Source organism: Klebsiella sp. GG_Kp146 (assembly GCF_040061975.1).
In the GTDB taxonomy this organism is placed as follows: Bacteria; Pseudomonadota; Gammaproteobacteria; order Enterobacterales; family Enterobacteriaceae; genus Klebsiella; species Klebsiella quasipneumoniae.
The window spans coordinates 41,911-61,782 of sequence record NZ_JBEAHA010000046.1 but is presented as its reverse complement, the minus strand read 5'-3'; the positions used below and the strand labels follow the sequence as shown (position 1 = coordinate 61,782).

Sequence of the window (19,872 nt, the reverse complement as noted above, 5' to 3'; positions counted from 1 at the left end):
AAATGTGCCGCAGGTAATAGTTCTTTCATATACCCGCCATCGCGCCCTTGCCTGAGGCGGCATAAATGCAACAATGCAGAAACATTATTATTACAGGAGAACGGCGAATGATGACCACGGCTGAGGGGGGGCTGGCCTACCAGCGCTGGCTGGCGACGATCAATCAGGTCTGCGGCCATTTCGCCGCCCGGCCGCTGGAGGGACGCTTTCACGGCGAGATTGACGCCCGCTACGCCGGCAGTCTCAAAGTCAGCACGGTCACCGCCGCCGGCGTCAATCTCTACCGCACGCGCAATGAGATCAAACGCGATAACGACGCCTGGTTCTATACCGTGTTTCAGCTCGCCGGCGAAGCGGTGATCGAACAGGACGATCGCCAGGTGACCCTGGCGGCGGGGGATATCACGCTGATCGACGCCTCCCGCCCGTGCTCTATCGTCTGGCAGCAGACCTCGCGTCAGGCTTCGCTGTTGCTGCCGCGCCAGCGGGTGGCGCCGACGGGCGAGATCGCCACCGCCTGCCGGCTGGACAAGTCTCTGCCGATGGTGCAGCTCAGTCAGCGCCTGCTGCTGGAGAGTATGGGCGGCACGACGCTCTCCGCCAGCGAGAGTGAGGCGGCGCTGGACGCGATCGCCTGCCTGTTGCGCCCGGTGCTGCGCCAGCGCGAGCCGACCCCGTCCCGGCGGGACCAGCAGTTTCAGAAGATCATTGCGTTAATCGACGCGTCCATTCAGTCGGAACACCTGAGGCCGGAGTGGCTGGCCAGCGAGACGGGAATGTCGGTGCGCAGCCTCTACCGGCTGTTTGCCGACAAAGGGCTGGTAGTGGCGCAGTATATTAAGAACCGGCGGCTGGATCTGTGCGCCCGGGCGTTACAGAACGTCCATGACGACGAAAAGCTGGCGGGGATCGGCTACCGCTGGGGCTTCAGCGACCACAGCCATTTCTCCACCGCCTTTAAGCAGCGCTTCGGCGTCTCGCCGGGCGAATACCGTAAGCGCTGCCGCTAATTATTTGCGCAGCCACTGGCCGTTCAGCCCCTGGACGTACTCCCCGGGCTGAGCGCGGGCCACCAGCTTCTGTCCGGCCATTTTCGCTACCTCATCCACCGGCAGATTGTTGTCATCCGCCAGCTGCTGGTAGCTTTCACTGCGCGCGGCGTTAATCTGCTTCACCAGCGCCAGCGTCTCTTTATCCTGACGCAGCGGCGCCAGATAGCCGTTCAGCGTCTCCCCCACCCGCCCCTGCTGGCGCGCTTCGTTCAGGGTCAACGCCAGCGCGGGCGCGCTGAGCAGAGTCAGCGCCAGCGCCGCGGTTAACAGTCGTTTTCTCATCGTCGCCTCAGAACAAATCGCTGCGGGATTTCAGCAGGTTTTCCACATCCTTATCGACCTTGATATGGATCTCATGCTCAATTTTGACATTCATATTGATGGTGATGGGCTCTTTCGACGCCGCAATTTCGATACGCGGCGTACAGCCGGCGAGCAGCATCGACGCCACGATGGCCAGTAACAGCTTCTTCATTTAGGTTCCTTACATGTCTTACCGTCCGTACAGCGCCGCACGGGCAGCGTGGCATTTTGCTCAAGCCACGCCTGTAAATTGTCGCCGAAGCGTAAACTGCGCCACAGATCGAAAATATTCTCCTCATGAGCGTAGTTTAAATGCACGGTACTGCTTTTCCCGTCCACCCGGCTGGTGCCGTTGATGGCGGCCTTAAGCGTCAGCACGCCCAGATTGGTGAGGTTAATCTGCGTCGATGAACGGGAGATCTCCATATAGCGCAGCCAGTTGATCGCCGCCCCGGCGGAGACGTTGTCCGCCACCAGCGCATCGGCGGTGTCTTTGTCGAGCCGCAGCGTCATCGGTCCGTCATTGCGCAACCAGCCGTCGTGGATAATCCATTGATTGTTCTCCAGCCACAGCGGCAGCGCGCCGCTCACCGCCCCGGACATGGCGAACTGCTTCACCTTGACCGCGCTGGTCAGTTCGCTGCTGGAGATGTGCTGCAGACGGATCAACGCCGGGTCGCGCTGCGGCATGCGCAGCTGCAGCAGGGTCAGCTTGCCGCCTAACAGGTCGACGCTGACGTCGCTAAGCTGCAGCGGATTGGCCTCGCTCCATGGCCAGGTGCCCTGCAGGTCCGCCGTCAGGTTGCGCGCGGTGACCTGATTGACGATTTCGCCAATGCGCAGGGAGACCGGACGGCGGGTGCCCAGCTGCCAGTGGCCATCGCTGAAGCGGAACGGCAGAACGAAGTCGACGCCATTGATCTGGTTATCCGGCATCCAGGCGCTGCCGCCCTTCAGGACGCCATGGCCGCCCGCCTCAAATCCCTGCCCGGCTGCCGCCGAGAAGGCCACCTGCGCATAGAGACTGCCTTCGCGCAGGTTCATCTTCCAGTCCGGCGGCACCAGCGGCTGGAATACCGTCAGCGACTGTTTAGGCCACCAGGCCTGGCCGCGCAGCCGTTCGCCATCCCAGCGCCCGGTCAACCGCACCGGGCCAATGGTATCGGCGTGCAGCGCGCCGGTGAACTGGAACCACGTCGGATCCCGGCCGTCGACAGCGAATTTCAGCGTCGACGCCGGGAGATAGCTGCCGCCGGAGAAGGTGGTTTTTGCCGCATCCAGCGACAGCGCGCCGGTCAGCCGCGGATGCTCAGCGTCGCGCAGCCAGCGAATCGGCTGCTCGAGGGTCAGACGCGGCGTGCTGACCCGCATCGTGCCGTACTCGAGCTTATCGAAGCCAGTGGAGAGGCTGCTCAGCGTAATGGCATTGTCCCGCCACTCACCGCTGCCCTTCACATCCCAGCGCGCCTGCATTGGCGTGAAATGCCCCTCGCCCCAGTAGCGCCACTGCCAGCGGCCGCTGTCGGGCAGAAAATCGTTCGCCAGGCCGTCCAGGTGCAACGTAAAGTCGCCCATCTGCTGCTCATGGGCGCGGAGGATCGCCTGCAGGCGGCCATCGACGCCCTGCTGGGTAACCTTCACCCCGGCCAGCGGCCAGCGGATTTCGTCAATGTTCAGCGCGTCGATCACCCGCCCGCGCGAACGCAGTAGCGCCCCGGGGTGAAACGCCAGCTGCGGGCTGACCAGCGACCCGCTGAGCTGAGCCGGCAGCGCGGCGTAAAAGATCATCTCCCCCAGCTTGGCCTCGCCGGTGAGCCGCAGCGGCAGGTCGCTGTTATCCATGCTTAACTTGCCCGGACCGATATTCAGCACCGCGTTGCCTTTGCCGGCATGCCCCTCGGTGAGCACATTTAAGCGGCCGCTGACGATCATCTGTTCCGTGCCCTGCTGCCAGTTACCGACCGACAGCGCCACGCGGCCGCTCAGCGGATACGCCTCGTAGCGGGTGCGCCAGCGGCCGTCGCTGATGGTGATCCGTTCCGGGGTGATCTCCCACGGCAGGTCGAGAATGGGCTCCACCTCGCCGCGCGGGGTGACCAGCAGCTGGCCGCGATTATGCTGCCACGCCAGCTCGGCATCGATCCATTCTGCGGTCTGCGGAAATTCGAAGGTGCCCTGCATCTGGCCATCGACCGGCAGGCCATCCGGCACCAGCGGCAGATGGAAGGTCCCCACCAGCTTCACCGGCGGCTGATCGTCAGTCAGCCGGGCGCTGAACTGGCTGACAGTGAGCGCCTGGCCGCGCAGGCGCGCCTGCAGGCTCAAATCATTCCCGGCGAAGCCGATATCCTGCTGCGCAGGCGTCAAGGACATCACCAGCCGCCCCTGCCATTTTTCCCACGGCGACAGCCGCAGGTTCTCAATGGTTAACCAGCTGTAGGGCAGCATTGATTGCCATTCGGCGAGGGTGCGCGGCGACCCCGGCGCGGGATCGCTGGCCGGCAGTTTGCTCAGGCAGGCGCTGTTGATCTCCAGCTGGCCAATATGCAGCCGCCAGCGGCTGGGGCGCGACAGACGGGCATCGGTCACCCGGGCGAGCTCACAGTCGCCCACCAGATAGCGCAGATCGGGGATCAGCAGGGCGGAGCGCGTAAGACGCGGGCTCTCCTGCAAAGCGATATGAGTCCCCACGGGCAGCCAGATGCCCGCCAGCGTCGGCACCCAGTGGGTCAGCGTCAACAGCAGGGTTAGCGGCAGTAACACCAGCGCTAGCACCAGCGCGATGGCGGCTTTATATTTACCCTTCATGGGCAGTTAATATCCTGATTCAACATAAGTAAAAGCCGAAAGGCGCCCATTGTGACACGTTCGACCAGTGAGTGAAAGTTTGCGACCTGTTAAAGCATAGTTGCCAGCCGGTATCGCGGCGCGGCGATCGCTCGTCACTATTTAGCTTTTGTTTAAGCGCTACCTGCCACACTCCAGCCAGTTCGGTTTTGCTTGCGGGAGAGACAGTGTCGTTAATTATCTCGCTCATTGAGAGCGCACAGGGCCACTATCCATTGGTATTACTGATGGTTTTCCTGCTCACCTTCACTAAATCCTGCGCGCTGGTGTCGCTGGCGATCCCGGGCACCTCCGGCCTGCTGCTGCTGGGGACATTCGCGTCCGCCAGCCTCGGTCATTTCCTGTTAATGTGGTCCAGCGCCAGCCTCGGCGCCATCGGCGGATTCTGGCTCTCGTGGTGGTTAGGCGTTCGCTATCGTCACCGCCTCACGCAGTTGCGCTGGCTGACCGCCGAGCGGCTGGCCCGCAGCCGACTCTTTTTTCAGCGCCGCGGGCTGTGGGCGGTCTTTTTCAGTCGCTTCCTCTCTCCCCTGCGCGCCACCCTGCCCCTGGTCAGCGGCGCCAGCGGCCTGCCGCTGTGGTCGTTTCAGCTGGCTAACGTTACCTCCGGTCTGCTGTGGCCGTTTCTGCTGCTCTCCCCCGGCGCTTTAAGCCTGAGTTTGTGGTGAAAAAACTTTGTCTTTCAAAGAGATTCCGCAAATCCGCGATATGCTCTAGAATTAGGATAAGCACCTGCTATTTAAACTATTTTTTAATAATTGTACGATTATTTTAAATATGCTACCGTGACGTTATAATCACTGGAGAAAAGTCTTATGAAAATCGCGGTTTACAGTACGAAGCAGTACGATAAAAAGTACCTGCAGCACGTTAATGATACCTACGGCTTTGAACTGGAATTCTTCGACTTCCTGCTGACAGAGAAAACCGCCAAAACCGCCCACGGTTGCGAAGCGGTATGCATCTTCGTCAATGACGACGGCAGCCGTCCGGTGCTGGAGGAGCTGAAGGCCCACGGCGTGAAGTATATCGCCCTGCGCTGCGCCGGGTTTAACAACGTCGACCTCGAGGCGGCGAAAGCGCTTGGCCTGCGCGTCGTGCGCGTCCCGGCCTACTCGCCGGAAGCGGTCGCTGAACATGCGATCGGCATGATGATGTCGCTTAACCGCCGCATCCACCGCGCCTACCAGCGTACCCGTGATGCCAATTTCTCCCTCGAAGGCCTCACCGGTTTCACCATGTACGGCAAAACCGCCGGGGTGATCGGCACCGGGAAAATTGGTGTGGCGATGCTACGGATCCTTAAAGGCTTCGGCATGCGTCTGCTGGCTTTTGATCCGTACCCAAGCGCCGCCGCGCTGGAGCTGGGGGTGGAATATGTTGACCTGGCCACGCTGTACAAGGAGTCGGACGTGATCTCCCTGCACTGCCCGCTCACCGACGAAAACTACCATCTGCTCAATCGCGAGGCCTTCGATCAGATGAAGGACGGGGTGATGGTGATTAACACCAGCCGCGGCGCGCTGATCGATTCCCAGGCGGCCATCGATGCCCTGAAGCACCAGAAAATCGGCGCGCTGGGGCTGGACGTTTATGAGAACGAACGCGATCTGTTCTTCGAAGACAAATCCAACGACGTGATCCAGGACGACGTCTTCCGTCGCCTCTCCGCCTGCCACAACGTGCTGTTCACCGGCCATCAGGCGTTCCTCACCGCCGAGGCGCTGATCAGCATTTCGGAGACCACCCTGGGCAATCTGCAGCAGGTCGCCAACGGTGAAACCTGCCCGAACGCTATCGTCTGATTCCTTTCCCTTTTGTGCTCCTCTCCCCGGGGGAGCACATTCAGATAATCCCCACAGATCCCCGCTGCGATACCGTTACACTGGCTTTGTTTTATTAGTAATGTGAATGTTTTGGAGTAAAAATGAACAAATTTGCGGCATTACTGGCGGCAGGGTTGCTGCTGTCCGGCTGTGTCTATAACAGTAAGGTGTCCACCGGCGCGGAACAGCTACAGCATCATCGTTTCGTGTTGACCAGCGTCAACGGCCAGGCGGTGAACGCGGGCGACCGGCCACTGGAGCTGAGCTTCGGCGAGAAGACGGCTCTTACGGGCAATATGTATGTTTCGGGCAATATGTGCAACGGCTTCAGCGGGGAAGGTAAGGTGTCGGACGGCGAGCTGAAGGTTAAATCGCTGGCGATGACCCGGATGCTGTGCCACGATGCCCAGCTCAATACCCTTGACGCGACCATTGGTAAGATGCTGCGCGAGGGCGCGCAGGTCGATCTGACGGAAAACCAGTTGACGCTGGCGACCGCCGACCAGACGCTGGTCTATAAGCTCGCCGACCTGATGCACTAGCCGGCGTGGTGAACCCGCTGCGGGGCTGCCATTAATAGCCGCAGCTTCCGCCCGCCAGCGCCTGCTCGCTGCAGCGTTTACCGTTCGGCAACGCGCACATGCCGATCGCCGAACCATCGAGCTGACGAGCCACCGATAACGAGCCGCCTATCATGGCGCAGTTGGCCTGACCGGCGTCGCTCATCGCCGCCCGCATTCCTGGCGTGACGTGCGCCGCCGTGGCCTGCTGGACGGGTTCACTACTGCACGCCGACAGCAACAGCGCCGCACATCCCACTAATATCGCAGCTCGCATTTTCTCTCCCCTCGGAAACGTCTTAAAAAGCAAACCCAAGAATAATAGGCAGCGTGGCGCGCGGCGTCGAGAGGGGAAGTACGTATTTATGCGTCTCATTAACATTTTCTAGCAAATTTCTGCCTAAAGGTTGATCTCCCCCGGGTTCGCCACCGGACAATCGCTGGCCTTCATGCTCTGGAAAGCTACTTTCTCCGCGAACCGCGCAAAATATTGATCTGGTCACGGGTGGCCGCCGCATTGAGGACACAAATGCAAAAATGGCGGCATCAACGGTTTGCTAAACTACCTCTTATATAATTACAGGGCGCGTCGCGGTTTTACGCGTCCATTCTTTTGCGCAATGTAAGGGTGTCTTCCTATGATTACTATTGATGGTAATGGCGCGGTCGCTTCCGTCGCGTTTCGCACCAGTGAAGTTATCGCCATCTACCCGATCACGCCCAGTTCAACGATGGCGGAACAGGCCGACGCCTGGGCCGGCAATGGGCTGAAAAACGTCTGGGGCGATGTGCCCCGCGTGGTCGAAATGCAGTCGGAGGCAGGCGCCATTGGCGCCGTACATGGCGCGCTGCAGACCGGCGCCCTCTCCACCTCCTTTACCTCATCGCAGGGCCTGCTGCTGATGATCCCCACGCTGTACAAACTGGCCGGCCAGCTGATGCCGTTTGTCCTGCACGTCGCCGCCCGCACCGTCGCCACCCACGCGCTGTCGATCTTCGGCGACCATTCCGATGTGATGGCGGTCCGCCAGACCGGGTGCGCCATGCTGTGCGCCAGCAGCGTTCAGGAAGCGCAGGATTTCGCGCTGATCTCGCATATCGCCACTCTGCAAAGCCGGGTGCCGTTTATTCATTTCTTTGATGGTTTCCGCACCTCGCACGAAATCAACAAAATCGCCCCGCTAGCGGATGACACGATTCGCGCCCTGCTGCCGCAGGAAAAAATCGCTGAGCATCGCCAGCGCGCGCTCAATCCGGAACACCCGGTGATCCGCGGGACCTCGGCCAACCCTGACACCTACTTCCAGTCGCGGGAGGCCACCAACCCGTGGTACGACGCGGTTTATGATCATGTCGAGAAAGCGATGGATGACTTCGCCGCCGCCACCGGCCGCCAGTACAAACCGTTTGAGTTTTACGGCCATCCGCAGGCGGAGCGCGTCATCGTCATTATGGGCTCGGCCATCGGCACCTGCGAAGAGGTGGTCGATGAACTGCTGAGCCGCGGCGAGAAAGTCGGCGTACTGAAGGTCCGCCTCTATCGTCCGTTCTCCGCCGCCCACCTGTTGGCAGCGCTGCCGGAGAGCGCCCGGGCGGTGGCGGTGCTGGATCGCACCAAAGAACCTGGCGCGCACGCGGAGCCGCTGTATCTCGACGTGATGACCGCCCTGGCGGAAGCCTTTAACTGCGGCGAGCGCGAGACGCTGCCGCGGACCATCGGCGGCCGCTACGGTCTCTCTTCCAAGGAGTTCGGTCCGGAATGCGTGCTGGCGATATTCCATGAGCTGCAGGCCGCCCAGCCGAAGCCGCGCTTTACCGTCGGCATCTATGACGACGTGACCAACCTGTCGCTACCGCTGGGCGAAAATACCCTGCCGGCAGAGGCCAAGCTCGAAGCGCTGTTCTACGGCCTCGGCAGCGACGGCAGCGTGTCGGCCACCAAAAACAATATCAAAATCATCGGCAACTCCACCCCGTGGTTCTCCCAGGGGTACTTTGTCTATGACTCGAAGAAGGCGGGCGGCCTGACCGTCTCCCATCTGCGGGTCAGCGAAAAGCCGATTCGTTCTTCGTATCTGATTTCGCAGGCCGATTTCGTTGGCTGCCACCAGCTGCAGTTTATCGATAAGTACCAGATGGCCGAGCGGCTGAAGCCCGGCGGCATTTTCCTGCTCAACACGCCGTACAGCGCCGATGAAGTCTGGTCCCGCCTGCCGCAGGAAGTGCAGGCCACCCTGAATCAGAAAAAAGCGCGTTTTTACGTGGTCAACGCGGCGAAGATCGCCCGCGAATGTAGCCTCGGGGCGCGCATTAATACCGTGATGCAGATGGCCTTCTTCCATCTGACTCACATCCTGCCTGGCGACAGCGCGCTGGCGGAACTGCAGGCGGCCATCGCCAAAAGCTACAGCAGCAAAGGTCAGGAGCTGGTGGAACGCAACTGGCAGGCGCTGGCCCTGGCCCGCGAGTCCCTGGCGGAAGTGCCGCTGCAGCCGGTGAATGCCAGCAGTCCGAACCGCCCGCCGGTGGTCTCCGACGCCGCGCCGGATTTCGTCAAAACGGTCACTGCCGCCATGCTGGCCGGCCTCGGCGATGCGCTGCCTGTCTCCGCCCTGCCGCCGGACGGCACCTGGCCCATGGGCACCACCCGCTGGGAGAAACGCAACATCGCCGAAGAGATCCCGATCTGGAAGGAAGCGCTTTGCACCCAGTGTAACCACTGCGTTGCCGCCTGCCCGCACTCGGCAATCCGCGCCAAAGTGGTCGCGCCGGAGGACATGGAGAACGCCCCTGCCAGTCTGCACTCGCTGGACGTTAAATCCCGCGATATGCGCGGGCAGAAATACGTTCTGCAGGTCGCCCCGGAAGACTGCACCGGCTGCAACCTGTGCGTGGAAGTGTGCCCGGCAAAAGATCGCCAGAACCCGGAGATCAAGGCCATCAATATGATGTCGCGCCTGGAGCATGTGGAAGAGGAGAAAGTGAATTACGATTACTTCCTCAACCTGCCGGAAATTGACCGCAGCAAACTGGAGCGTATTGATATCCGCACTTCGCAGCTGATCAGCCCGCTGTTTGAATACTCCGGCGCCTGCTCGGGCTGTGGCGAAACGCCGTATATCAAACTGCTGACCCAGCTGTATGGCGACCGGATGCTGATTGCCAATGCCACCGGCTGCTCATCCATTTACGGCGGCAACCTGCCCTCGACCCCGTACACGACCGACGCCAACGGCCGCGGCCCGGCGTGGGCCAACTCGCTGTTTGAGGATAACGCTGAATTCGGGCTCGGCTTCCGCTTAACCGTCGACCAGCATCGCCAGCGCGTGATGCGCCTGCTGAGTGAATTCGCCGACCAGCTGCCGGCAGAACTGAATGCGGCGCTGCATGCCGAGGCGACGCCGGAAGCGCGCCGCGAACAGGTGGCAGCCCTGCGTCAGGCGCTGGACGGCGTGCAAGGCGCTGAAGAGCTGCTGACCGATGCCGACGCGCTGGTGGAGAAATCCGTCTGGCTGATCGGCGGCGACGGCTGGGCCTACGATATCGGCTTCGGCGGTCTGGACCATGTGCTGAGCCTGACGGAAAATGTCAACATTCTGGTGCTGGATACCCAGTGTTACTCCAACACCGGCGGCCAGGCGTCAAAAGCCACCCCGCTGGGGGCGGTCACTAAGTTTGGCGAGCATGGTAAACGTAAGGCGCGCAAAGATCTTGGCGTCAGCATGATGATGTACGGTCATGTCTATGTGGCGCAGATTTCGCTGGGCGCGCAGCTGAACCAGACGGTGAAAGCGATTCAGGAAGCGGAAGCCTATCCGGGGCCGTCGCTGATCATCGCCTACAGTCCTTGCGAAGAGCATGGCTACGATCTGGCGCTCAGCCACGATCAGATGCGTCAGCTGACCGCTACCGGCTTCTGGCCGCTCTACCGCTTCGACCCGCGTCGGGCGGAAGAAGGTAAGATCCCGCTGGCGCTGGACTCCCGCCCACCGTCAGATGCCCTGGCTGAAACGCTGCTCAATGAGCAACGCTTCCGTCGCCTGAATGCGCAGCAGCCGGAAGTGGCGGAGCAACTGTGGAAAGACGCTGCCGCCGACCTGCAGAAGCGCTACGACTTCCTCGCCCAGCTGGCGGGCAAAGCGGAGAAATCACCGAGCGAGAGCTAAGATTATTTTCCTCCCGCAGCCATAAAAAAAGCCCGAACATAAAGTTCGGGCTTGTCGTTTTACCGATAAACAAAATCATTCCGCAGAATGAGACGGCAAATAAAAATGCTTGGCATGACAATAAAGGCATATAACACCCGAATAATACGCGATCAAACTGAATATGTATAATTTTTATTTTGTATATTATTTGTAGATATATTCACCATAATTATCACCATTACTTCAGACGTATTTTATTTAGATTTTACTTATATCGTAACAATTGAGTCTTACCATATCTCAGACCGCTCCTTTAGCATGAGTTCACTTCCTTCCCGGAAGCTAGAACATAAAAACAGTTAAAGGAATTACTTCATGAAAAGAAAAGTACTGGCCCTCGTTATTCCGGCTTTATTAGCCGCTGGCGCTGCGCACGCGGCGGAAATTTATAATAAAGACGGAAATAAATTAGATGTCTATGGCAAGGTAGACGGTCTGCACTATTTCTCCAGCGACTCGAAAAAAGACGGCGACCAAACTTACGTTCGCTTTGGCTTTAAAGGCGAAACCCAGATCAACGATATGCTCACCGGTTACGGCCAGTGGGAATACAACGTTCAGGCCAACAATACCGAAAGCGCCGGCGATCAGGCGTGGACCCGTCTGGCCTTCGCCGGTATCAAAGTGGGCGATTACGGTTCTTTCGACTACGGTCGTAACTACGGCGTGCTGTACGACGTCGAAGGCTGGACCGATATGCTGCCGGAGTTCGGCGGCGACTCTTACACCTATGCGGATAACTTTATGGCAGGCCGCGCCAACGGCGTCGCGACCTACCGCAACAGCGATTTCTTCGGTCTGGTGGATGGTCTGAACTTCGCCCTGCAGTATCAGGGTAAAAACGAAGGCCAGAACGCCCAGGATATCAACGTCGGCACCAACAACCGCAGCAGCGACAGCGATGTTCGCTTTGACAACGGCGACGGTTTCGGTCTCTCCACCTCCTATAACTTCGGCATGGGCATCAGCGCGGCTGCGGCCTATACCTCTTCTGATCGTACCAACGACCAGATGACCCAGACCAACGCCCGCGGCGATAAAGCCGAAGCCTGGACTGCCGGTCTGAAGTACGACGCCAACGATATCTACCTGGCGACCATGTACTCTGAAACCCGCAACATGACCCCGTACGGCAATGACGGCGTGGCCAACAAGACGCAAAACTTCGAAGTCACCGCTCAGTATCAGTTCGACTTCGGTCTGCGTCCGGCTATCTCCTACCTGCAGTCCAAAGGCAAAGATCTCTATAATACCGGCAGCTACGCCGATAAAGATCTGGTCAAATATATGGACGTCGGCGCCACCTATTACTTCAACCGTAATATGTCCACCTACGTTGATTACAAAATCAACCTGCTGGATGACAACGACAGCTTCTATAAAGACAACGGTATTTCTACCGACAACATCGTCGCGCTGGGTCTGGTTTACCAGTTCTGATGCGCCAGCCCGCCGGTTCCGGTGGGCTTTCTCTCTCTCTGCATCGCAGCAGCTAAAACAAAACAATATATCCCACAGCTTAAAATAGCCGTCCGTTTAGTGATATAGTCGTGCTCAGTCAGTGCCTGCCCGAGGACGTCCATCATGCATCATCACCCGGTAAAATCTTCCCGAATTATCTCTGTCGCCTATGATGACGCCTCCGCCACGCTGGAAATCTGTTTTTATCACCAGCCGCCGTTGCAATATACCGGGGTTCCACCGCGTATTTTTCGTGACTTTTTACAGGTGGTGTCAAAAGGCCGATTTTATGACGGCGTGATAAAGGGAAAATTCCCCGAACGCAAGCCACGTTAATGTCAAAGTGTGACTGCGGTCATGATACAAAACGTGCCATAATGCCGTACAATATGAGGGGATACTTAAACAGGAGGTTTTATGAGCAGAATGATTCTTGTCCCCATCGATATCTCTGATAAAGAATTTACTGAACGCATTATCAGTCACGTTGAATCGGAAGCGCGGATTGACGACGCTGAGGTCCATTTCCTCTCCGTTATCCCTTCCCTGCCTTATTATGCCTCACTGGGAATGGCCTATACCGCCGAACTGCCTGGTATGGATGAGCTGCGCGAAGGGACGGAAACGCAGCTTAAAGAGCTCGCGAAGCAGTTCTCTATCCCGGAAGATCGGAAACATTTTCACGTTGCCGAAGGATCGCCGAAGGATAAGATCCTGGCCCTCGCCAGGTCGCTACCCGCCGACCTGGTGATCATCGCTTCGCACCGGCCGGATATGACCACCTATCTGCTGGGCTCCAACGCCGCCGCGGTGGTCCGCCACGCCGAGTGCTCGGTGCTGGTCGTTCGCTAACGCCTCAGCCCGCCGCCCGGCGGGCTTTTTATTTTTACTTCTCCCCCTGCCCGCAGCGGAAAGTGCCGGAAAGATGCTGACATTCCGCCCCTGAATCCGTACCATACACGCCACGGTTGTCTGTCAGACCTCATTAATTGCTACGCGCCAGCGCCACGTTGTCCAGCGGCTGGCAGAACGCGTGCTCTTCTGATGCCACACTATGAATTGAGCCACTATTACATGCTGCAAAATCAAGAAATCAGTAAAAATGTACAACACCAATAAGTTGTGCCCCCTCCAACCAACTGAATTTATTTTATTTTTCCATACAGCCAGCCCCCACAGCGCCGGCCGCTGGTCCTGGTACCTGAATCCACCCGGGAATGGATGAGGCAGGCTATTCGAGGAAAAGAGGTGAATGAGATAATTGCAGATGGTGCGGTACCTGCTGATCATTTCACATGGCACCCCGTTTTCCGAGCGGTGGACAACGTTAGGAATCAGGGGGCGTAATTGATTGAGGCTATTAAAATCCAATAACCTGATAATACCCGCACTATGCTGAAAGCAGACCTTGGTGTTCTGATTGCCTTTTGCTTCGGGAATGCCCTCAAAGCGCATAAGTTAAGGAAGTTGCTCAGGCTCCGACGGCATCTTTAGGGCTGGTTGATAAAAAATCAAAATTGTGAACTACTTTCACCGATAATAAATTCAACGTAATAAAAAACCGCCGGCGCGAGTTTCAATCAGAAGTCATCTATTATCACGTTAAGATAGGTAAGATAACGCAACTGTACCGATCAGCTACTCTTTGAAACCAGGTTTGCCATTTCTGGCCCGCCATTCTTTCACTTCCTTAACAACCCTTTCCGGACTATCCTCTCGGCCCTTTGGAGGATAGAAAATTACATCAGAACCATCAGGGTGTTCAGTGATACGTTCAAACTCTAAAACATTTTGCACATCTTCATCTTCGGTTGTATTATCCGGTTTAAATATCTTTTCCACAAAAGCTAAAAACTCAGATTCGGTGTAATCAGAAATGCTTTTTTTATTGTCCATCATTTACCACCATTGCTTAGTGAACTTCGACATGGCTTTTTGTGCATCATAACTCGCCAATTCTCAACACCATACACATCACCGGTATTTTAATAGCTTTTGCGTGTTCTAATTCATGTTTAAGCCTCCCCCCGACATGCTCATTTTACGAATGAACGACCATCTTTCTAACTTGATACTCCCTAAGCTAGCTTGTTCAAACCGCTCAGTTAGCTCAGTGGTATCAGAAACCGCCTTCCAGAAAGCTCTCCCGAATGAATGAAAGTTCGAAAACTCACAGCCACGAAATTTATCAGCAATCACACCGGGAACAGGAGAGCCTAACTCGTCTCCGCTTTTTTTCAGCCAACCATGACTAACCTGCTCCCCTTAACCAGTGATTTTGCCAGGTAAATCTCTAGAGCTTGCCAACATAACATCACTTGGCTCGACTCCCATTGCAAGAGCATCAGGCTGCTAGATCTCTCAGTACACAAAATCCAGGTAGGCTAGCAGTATTTACGGTTGAGATGGACGAAATCTTATGGTTCCACGCGCAATGCCTGGCTTTCCGGGCTCATACTTACATTTTCTCATTGCTGATCTTGTTTCTCTAAAAAAGAGCTCAGCACCAGTTGTCTCAACAGAAGTCACTTCCCCTTTTTCATTTACTGAGGCAGCGTATTTTACAGTGCCACTAATCCGATTAGCCATGGCAGAAGCTGGATAATAAGGATTAGGGCAACTTATCCGCACAGGCACCACTTCTTCTTTATTTCCTGCAGCAAGTGCCAAGTTTGATATAAGAACAGCGCAAACCAGAAGTAATGTTTTTTTCATAACCGATACCAATTGTTGTTTTCCTTATGTCTATAGATCCCTAATACGCCTTTTTCATGCAACGCCGGAGGATGCGGCTCCACTTCTTCATCCCCGCTGGTATGGAGGGAATTATATATCACAGCCGGGTTAGCTGCGCGCTTTGCGTACTGCGGGGGATTGAGGCATCGCCATTCTTCCGCGGGGCTACTCCTTCCCTATAACGCTTCCATTCACCTATATTCCATTAAAAAATGAGGAGTTTCGACTTATCATTTAGGGTCAAGTAAAGTAAACACCTCTCTTACAGCCAGATTTCCAATCTTATGTGAGCCCCAAAACCCGGCACTGATTGCCGGGTATTTTATTGCTTCCCAGGTGCTTTTACGGTTTCTCACGCCCGGCACATCTCCGGCGAGTTACCTCTCACCAGCGCCTCAGCAAAAGGCCTCGGTATGGCATTAGCAGCAGGAAACCGGACGATACAATTGCTCGGCCCTGCCCTGGACGCGCTCAAAGCGCAGCATGAACTGACAGCTGGACATCCGGTCGCCACTATCACGTTTCACCACAGGGAATACGGCTCAAGCGAGGAACAGAATTTGCGACTTGTTGTCATGCCGCGGAGACGGAAAGGCGAGCAAAAACCCTGCTACTCGCACAGCAGTATAGGCAGCAGATGGGAAGCTGCAGTAAAACGCGCTGGCATTCGCCGCAGGAATCCGTACCATACGCGGCATACTTTTGCCTGCTGGCTCCTGACGGCTGGCGCAAACCCGTCTTTTATAGCCAATCAGATGGGGCATGAAAACGCGCAAATGGTGTACGACGTTTATAGTACATGGATAGAAGAAATGAACGGCGACCAGGTTTCTATGTTGAATTCCCGGCTTGGGCTTTAACACATTTTGCCCCCTATATGCCCCTTTAAGATTTTGAGAATGTTAATAATGCAAGAAAATCAAGAACTTACAAAGAAAGAGAAATACAACATCGATAAGCTGCAGAAACGTCTGCGCCGCAACGTCGGTGAGGCGATCGCCGACTTCAATATGATTGAAGAAGGCGACCGCATTATGGTTTGTCTGTCAGGCGGCAAGGACAGCTATACCATGCTGGAGATCCTGCGTAACCTGCAGAAAAGCGCGCCCATCTCCTTCTCGCTGGTGGCGGTGAACCTCGACCAGAAACAGCCCGGGTTCCCGGAGCATATTCTGCCGGCTTATCTTGAGCAGCTGGGAGTTGAATACAAGATTGTCGAAGAGAATACCTACGGCATCGTCAAAGAGAAGATCCCGGAAGGGAAAACCACCTGCTCGCTCTGCTCTCGCCTGCGTCGCGGCATTCTCTACCGCACCGCCAGCGAACTCGGCGCCACCAAGATTGCCCTCGGCCATCATCGCGACGACATCCTGCAGACGCTGTTCCTGAATATGTTCTACGGCGGCAAAATGAAAGGAATGCCGCCGAAGCTGATGAGCGATGACGGCAAACACATCGTCATCCGCCCGCTGGCCTACTGCCGTGAAAAGGACATCGAGCGCTTCTCCCAGGCCAAGGGCTTCCCGATTATTCCATGCAACCTGTGCGGGTCGCAGCCTAACCTGCAGCGCCAGGTGATCGCCGATATGCTTCGCGACTGGGATAAGCGTTATCCGGGACGCATTGAAACCATGTTTAGCGCGATGCAGAACGTGGTGCCTTCGCACCTGAGCGACGTTAATCTGTTTGATTTTAAAGGCATCACCCACGGTTCTGAGGTGGTGGACGGCGGCGATCTGGCGTTTGACCGGGAAGAGATTCCCCTGCAGCCTGCCGGCTGGCAGCCGGAGGAAGAGGACGCCCGGTTAGCTGAGCTGCGTCTGAACGTAGTGGAAGTGAAGTAACCCGAAAGCGTCTCAGGCCGCCGCCTGAGACGCGCTATTCTGCCCTTACTTCAGCAGTCGTACGCGGCAGGCTTTGCCTTTGATCTTACCGTTTTGTAACTGCTTATACGCTTTCTGCGCCATATTCTGGCGGATCGCCACATAGACGTGGGCCGGGTGGACGGTAATTTTGCCGATATCGGCGCCATCAAACCCCATATCTCCGGTCAACGCTCCCAGCACATCTCCCGGGCGCATTTTCGCCTTTTTTCCGCCGTCGATGCACAGCGTCGCCATCTCCGCCGTCAGCGGCGTGATAGCGTTGCCCGTCGGCGCCGGCAGCCAGTTAAGGGATAATTGCAGCATGTCGGCCAGAATGGTGGCGCGCTGCGCCTCTTCCGGCGCGCAGAAGCTGATAGCCAGACCTTGTTCGCCGGCGCGTGCGGTACGGCCGATGCGGTGAACATGCACCTCCGGATCCCAGGCCAGCTCGAAGTTCACCACCAGCGCGAGAGATTTGATGTCCAGGCCGCGGGCGGCGACGTCGGTCGCCACCAGAACCCGGACGCTGCCGTTCGCGAAGCGCACCAGCGTTTGATCGCGGTCGCGTTGCTCGAGGTCACCGTGCAGCGATAATGCGCTCTGCCCGGCGGCGTTGAGCGCATCGCAGACCGCCTGGCAATCGCGCTTGGTATTGCAGAACACCACGCAGGACGCCGGCTGATGCTGGCTGAGCAGACGCTGGAGCAGCGCAATCTTGCCGTGGCGGGAAACTTCAAAGAACTGCTGTTCGATAGCCGGTAACGCATTGACGCTGTCAATCTCAATCGTTTCCGGATGACGCTGCACCCGGCCGCTGATCGCCGCGATCGCCGCAGGCCAGGTGGCGGAAAACAGCAGCGTCTGCCGGTCAGCCGGCGCGAAGCGGATCACCTCGTCGATGGCGTCGCTGAAGCCCATATCGAGCATGCGGTCCGCTTCATCCATCACCAGGGTCTGCAGCGCGTCGAGAGAAACCGTCCCCTTCTGCAGATGATCGAGCAGACGGCCCGGGGTGGCGACGATAATATGCGGGGCGTGCTGCAGTGAATCGCGCTGAGCGCCAAACGGCTGCCCGCCGCAGAGCATCAAAATCTTGATGTTCGGCAGGCAGCGCGCCAGACGGCGCAGCTCGCCGGCAACCTGATCGGCCAGTTCGCGGGTCGGACACAGCACCAGCGACTGGGTCTCAAAGCGCGACGGATCGATATGCTGCAGCAGGCCCAGCCCGAAGGCGGCCGTTTTTCCGCTGCCGGTTTTTGCCTGCACGCGCACATCTTTCCCCGCGAGGATCGCCGGCAGGGCGGCGGCCTGAACCGGCGTCATCGACAGATAACCCAGCTCGTTAAGGTTGGCTAATTGGGCGGCAGGTAAAACAGTCAGGGTAGAAAAAGCGGTCACAATGTATTCTCGTATTAAAGGACAGACGATCTGCAGGCGCGTATCCTCGCAGATCTCCGCGCCTGATGCGACAATTTAATCGGCTCTTCATCAGGCGGCGGATCGGGCTGAGGCTGCGGGCGCGGTCGCGGATCGGGTAAAGGAACCGGATCGTTCGGCTCGGGCGAGATGGGGATGGACTGGGCTGTCAGCCCTGAAGCGTAATGCATAGTGGCCTCCCGGAAAGTGATACGGGCGTACCCGCAGGCGTAAACGGCCTGAAGACCGTCGGGTGTCTTAGTAAGCGTAGAAGCTGGTCCGGAGAGCGCAAAAAAAAAGCCGACTCAACAAAGTCGGCGTCGTACGAATCAATTGTGCTATGCAGTAATTCAAAAAAGGAAGTAAGACAATATGGAGCGCAACGCCCATCGCTTGACGTTGCATTCACCTGCGAGAGAGATATTGCCCTGAATGGGTAGAGGGTTTATTGATTTCGCTCAAACATTGCCGGGTTTTCCCGGCATCGTCACCGCTAAAAGGCGATTCTTTACAACCATTTACTGCGATGTAACCACCACGCAACACCACCGATGACAACGACTAACATCAGGCAGAAGAGGCTAAAGCCCAGATGCCAGCTGTTACCTGGGATCCCTCCGAGGTTGACGCCGAACAGGCCGGTTAAAAAGGTGCTGGGCAGAAACACCATCGCCATCAATGACATCGTATAGGTCCGCCGCGCCAGCGACTCCTGCATAATCTGGGCGATCTCATCGCTCATGATCGCCGTCCGGGCAATGCAGCTGTCGATCTCGTCCAGCCCGCGCCCCAGCCGCTCGGCGATATCCTGCATCCGCCGCCGCTGATCGTCGCTCATCCACGGCAGGCGTTCGCTGGCCAGCCGGGCGTAAACATCGCGCTGCGGCGCCATATACCGGCGCATCACAATCAGCTGCTTACGCAGTAGCGCGAGAAAACCGCGCGGCGGCACCTGCTGATCAAGCAGGTCGTCTTCGAGGTCGATAATTCGGTCGTGCAGTTGTTCAATAAACTCACTGGCATGATCGGTCAGCGCGTCGCAGACTTCCACCAGCCAGCTGCCGCCATCCGTCGGCCCATTGCCCTCCTTCAGGTCTCCCAGCACATCGTCCAGCGCCAGCACTTTGCGCTGACGAGTGGAGACGATCAGCCGCTCATCCATATACAGACGCATCGCCACCAGCTGGTCTGGCCGTTCATCGGTGCTGCCGTTGATGCAGCGCAGGGTAATCAACGCCCCGTCGCCGATCCGCGTCACCCGCGGTCGGGTGCTCTCGCCCGCCAGGGCATCGCGCACGTTATTGGGCAGCAACGGGGTGGCCGCCAGCCAGTCGGCGCTGTCGCTATGGGTATAGTTGAGATGCAGCCAGCAGGGCTTCTCTTTGTCGATAATATCGTCATCGGCGAGCGGCTTCACGCCCCCCTGCCCGTCGAGCACCCACGCGAAGATCGCGTCCGGTATCTGCAACTCCGAGCCTTTAATCGCGTCCACTCAACCTCCGTTAATCCATGCCTGTCGCATTGCGCGCACTCTGTATAAGGTACGCGAAAGCGCGCTTTTTTGCTGTTTATTGCCCGGTGAATGAGGCTAATCGCTT

The 19,872-nt window shown here is 57.5% G+C and carries 18 protein-coding genes and 2 pseudogenes; 11 read left to right on the top strand and 9 right to left on the bottom strand.

Going from position 1 to position 19,872, the window contains the following annotated elements:
- The first annotated feature begins 107 nt into the window (after positions 1-107).
- Positions 108-1,010, top strand: coding sequence for a transcriptional regulator FeaR (gene feaR / locus ABLU95_RS26080; RefSeq protein ID WP_241515662.1), 903 nt, complete (start codon positions 108-110; stop codon positions 1,008-1,010).
- Here the strand turns inward: feaR and ABLU95_RS26075 are convergent, their stop codons facing one another.
- Genes ABLU95_RS26075 through ABLU95_RS26065 form a run of 3 tightly spaced genes read right to left on the bottom strand, consistent with a single transcriptional unit; the run spans position 1,011 to position 4,163 of the window.
- The gene (locus tag ABLU95_RS26075) at positions 1,011-1,334 is read right to left on the bottom strand and encodes a YdbL family protein (RefSeq protein ID WP_023289434.1); all 324 of its coding nucleotides are present in this window, start codon (positions 1,332-1,334) and stop codon (positions 1,011-1,013) included.
- Between the two features lie 7 nt (positions 1,335-1,341).
- Positions 1,342-1,527, bottom strand: a complete 186-nt coding sequence (locus ABLU95_RS26070; RefSeq protein WP_004204017.1) for a YnbE family lipoprotein — start codon at positions 1,525-1,527, stop codon at positions 1,342-1,344.
- Positions 1,524-4,163, bottom strand: coding sequence for a YdbH family protein (locus ABLU95_RS26065; RefSeq protein ID WP_065882209.1), 2,640 nt, complete (start codon positions 4,161-4,163; stop codon positions 1,524-1,526). The genes ABLU95_RS26070 and ABLU95_RS26065 overlap by 4 nt, the downstream gene beginning before the upstream one ends.
- A 206-nt stretch (positions 4,164-4,369) precedes the next feature.
- On the opposite strand from ABLU95_RS26065, the gene ABLU95_RS26060 reads away from it, so the two are divergent.
- The 3 genes from ABLU95_RS26060 (at position 4,370) to hslJ (ending at position 6,570) form a co-directional block, all read left to right on the top strand.
- The gene (locus ABLU95_RS26060; protein ID WP_023289432.1) at positions 4,370-4,870 is read left to right on the top strand and encodes a DedA family protein; all 501 of its coding nucleotides are present in this window, start codon (positions 4,370-4,372) and stop codon (positions 4,868-4,870) included.
- 147 nt (positions 4,871-5,017) lie between these two features.
- The gene (locus ABLU95_RS26055) at positions 5,018-6,007 is read left to right on the top strand and encodes a 2-hydroxyacid dehydrogenase (protein WP_032452619.1); all 990 of its coding nucleotides are present in this window, start codon (positions 5,018-5,020) and stop codon (positions 6,005-6,007) included.
- Between the two features lie 122 nt (positions 6,008-6,129).
- Positions 6,130-6,570 (top strand): heat shock protein HslJ, encoded by a 441-nt coding sequence (gene hslJ, locus ABLU95_RS26050; protein WP_023289430.1) that lies wholly within the window; start codon positions 6,130-6,132, stop codon positions 6,568-6,570.
- A 31-nt stretch (positions 6,571-6,601) separates the two neighbouring features.
- On the opposite strand, the gene ABLU95_RS26045 is transcribed toward hslJ, so the two are convergent.
- The gene (locus ABLU95_RS26045) at positions 6,602-6,865 is read right to left on the bottom strand and encodes a DUF333 domain-containing protein (protein WP_008805145.1); all 264 of its coding nucleotides are present in this window, start codon (positions 6,863-6,865) and stop codon (positions 6,602-6,604) included.
- A gap of 361 nt (positions 6,866-7,226) precedes the next feature.
- Between ABLU95_RS26045 and nifJ the strand changes: the two genes are divergently transcribed.
- The 5 genes and pseudogenes from nifJ to ABLU95_RS26020 form a co-directional block, all read left to right on the top strand.
- Positions 7,227-10,754, top strand: coding sequence for a pyruvate:ferredoxin (flavodoxin) oxidoreductase (gene nifJ / locus ABLU95_RS26040; RefSeq protein ID WP_348880521.1), 3,528 nt, complete (start codon positions 7,227-7,229; stop codon positions 10,752-10,754).
- A 357-nt stretch (positions 10,755-11,111) separates the two neighbouring features.
- A complete protein-coding gene (ompK37, locus tag ABLU95_RS26035; RefSeq protein WP_044522574.1) occupies positions 11,112-12,236 on the top strand; it encodes a porin OmpK37 in 1,125 nt (374 codons plus the stop codon).
- A 144-nt stretch (positions 12,237-12,380) separates the two neighbouring features.
- The gene (locus tag ABLU95_RS26030; protein ID WP_023289427.1) at positions 12,381-12,593 is read left to right on the top strand and encodes a KTSC domain-containing protein; all 213 of its coding nucleotides are present in this window, start codon (positions 12,381-12,383) and stop codon (positions 12,591-12,593) included.
- An 81-nt stretch (positions 12,594-12,674) separates the two neighbouring features.
- Entirely contained in the window at positions 12,675-13,109 is a 435-nt protein-coding gene (uspF, locus tag ABLU95_RS26025; protein ID WP_065882201.1) for a universal stress protein UspF, read from the top strand.
- A gap of 327 nt (positions 13,110-13,436) precedes the next feature.
- Positions 13,437-13,604 (top strand): annotated as a pseudogene (locus tag ABLU95_RS26020) (SOS response-associated peptidase); the annotation flags it as partial.
- Positions 13,605-13,895: 291 nt separating this feature from the next.
- On the opposite strand, the gene ABLU95_RS26015 reads toward ABLU95_RS26020, so the two are convergent.
- Together ABLU95_RS26015 and ABLU95_RS26010 are read right to left on the bottom strand one after the other, a co-directional pair.
- Positions 13,896-14,153, bottom strand: coding sequence for a bacteriocin immunity protein (locus ABLU95_RS26015; protein WP_032429143.1), 258 nt, complete (start codon positions 14,151-14,153; stop codon positions 13,896-13,898).
- A 498-nt stretch (positions 14,154-14,651) separates the two neighbouring features.
- Positions 14,652-14,972 carry a TonB family protein gene (locus tag ABLU95_RS26010; protein WP_139620395.1) on the bottom strand — a complete coding sequence of 107 codons (321 nt, stop codon included), beginning with the start codon at positions 14,970-14,972 and terminating at the stop codon, positions 14,652-14,654.
- 446 nt (positions 14,973-15,418) lie between these two features.
- On the opposite strand from ABLU95_RS26010, the pseudogene ABLU95_RS26005 reads away from it, so the two are divergent.
- Positions 15,419-15,853 (top strand): annotated as a pseudogene (locus tag ABLU95_RS26005) (tyrosine-type recombinase/integrase); the annotation flags it as partial.
- A 48-nt stretch (positions 15,854-15,901) separates the two neighbouring features.
- Positions 15,902-16,837 carry a tRNA 2-thiocytidine(32) synthetase TtcA gene (gene ttcA / locus ABLU95_RS26000; RefSeq protein ID WP_348880520.1) on the top strand — a complete coding sequence of 312 codons (936 nt, stop codon included), beginning with the start codon at positions 15,902-15,904 and terminating at the stop codon, positions 16,835-16,837.
- Between the two features lie 45 nt (positions 16,838-16,882).
- On the opposite strand, the gene dbpA is transcribed toward ttcA, so the two are convergent.
- From dbpA to zntB, 3 genes are all read right to left on the bottom strand, one after another.
- A complete protein-coding gene (gene dbpA / locus ABLU95_RS25995) occupies positions 16,883-18,256 on the bottom strand; it encodes an ATP-dependent RNA helicase DbpA (protein WP_348880519.1) in 1,374 nt (457 codons plus the stop codon).
- Positions 18,257-18,270: 14 nt separating this feature from the next.
- Positions 18,271-18,465, bottom strand: coding sequence for a hypothetical protein (locus ABLU95_RS25990; protein ID WP_071592553.1), 195 nt, complete (start codon positions 18,463-18,465; stop codon positions 18,271-18,273).
- A 317-nt stretch (positions 18,466-18,782) separates the two neighbouring features.
- Positions 18,783-19,766, bottom strand: a complete 984-nt coding sequence (zntB, locus tag ABLU95_RS25985; RefSeq protein ID WP_032436262.1) for a zinc transporter ZntB — start codon at positions 19,764-19,766, stop codon at positions 18,783-18,785.
- Between the last annotated feature and the right edge of the window lie 106 nt (positions 19,767-19,872).

What these genes read in the sequence shown, in the direction of transcription:
- feaR (WP_241515662.1), top strand. Translation starts at nt 108, where the DNA reads ATGATGACCACGGCTGAGGGGGGGCTGGCCTACCAGCGCTGGCTGGCG.
- ABLU95_RS26075 (WP_023289434.1), bottom strand. Translation starts at nt 1,334, where the DNA reads ATGAGAAAACGACTGTTAACCGCGGCGCTGGCGCTGACTCTGCTCAGC.
- ABLU95_RS26070 (WP_004204017.1), bottom strand. Translation starts at nt 1,527, where the DNA reads ATGAAGAAGCTGTTACTGGCCATCGTGGCGTCGATGCTGCTCGCCGGC.
- ABLU95_RS26065 (WP_065882209.1), bottom strand. Translation starts at nt 4,163, where the DNA reads ATGAAGGGTAAATATAAAGCCGCCATCGCGCTGGTGCTAGCGCTGGTG.
- ABLU95_RS26055 (WP_032452619.1), top strand. Translation starts at nt 5,018, where the DNA reads ATGAAAATCGCGGTTTACAGTACGAAGCAGTACGATAAAAAGTACCTG.
- hslJ (WP_023289430.1), top strand. Translation starts at nt 6,130, where the DNA reads ATGAACAAATTTGCGGCATTACTGGCGGCAGGGTTGCTGCTGTCCGGC.
- ABLU95_RS26045 (WP_008805145.1), bottom strand. Translation starts at nt 6,865, where the DNA reads ATGCGAGCTGCGATATTAGTGGGATGTGCGGCGCTGTTGCTGTCGGCG.
- nifJ (WP_348880521.1), top strand. Translation starts at nt 7,227, where the DNA reads ATGATTACTATTGATGGTAATGGCGCGGTCGCTTCCGTCGCGTTTCGC.
- ompK37 (WP_044522574.1), top strand. Translation starts at nt 11,112, where the DNA reads ATGAAAAGAAAAGTACTGGCCCTCGTTATTCCGGCTTTATTAGCCGCT.
- ABLU95_RS26030 (WP_023289427.1), top strand. Translation starts at nt 12,381, where the DNA reads ATGCATCATCACCCGGTAAAATCTTCCCGAATTATCTCTGTCGCCTAT.
- uspF (WP_065882201.1), top strand. Translation starts at nt 12,675, where the DNA reads ATGAGCAGAATGATTCTTGTCCCCATCGATATCTCTGATAAAGAATTT.
- ABLU95_RS26015 (WP_032429143.1), bottom strand. Translation starts at nt 14,153, where the DNA reads ATGGACAATAAAAAAAGCATTTCTGATTACACCGAATCTGAGTTTTTA.
- ABLU95_RS26010 (WP_139620395.1), bottom strand. Translation starts at nt 14,972, where the DNA reads ATGAAAAAAACATTACTTCTGGTTTGCGCTGTTCTTATATCAAACTTG.
- ttcA (WP_348880520.1), top strand. Translation starts at nt 15,902, where the DNA reads ATGCAAGAAAATCAAGAACTTACAAAGAAAGAGAAATACAACATCGAT.
- ABLU95_RS25990 (WP_071592553.1), bottom strand. Translation starts at nt 18,465, where the DNA reads ATGCATTACGCTTCAGGGCTGACAGCCCAGTCCATCCCCATCTCGCCC.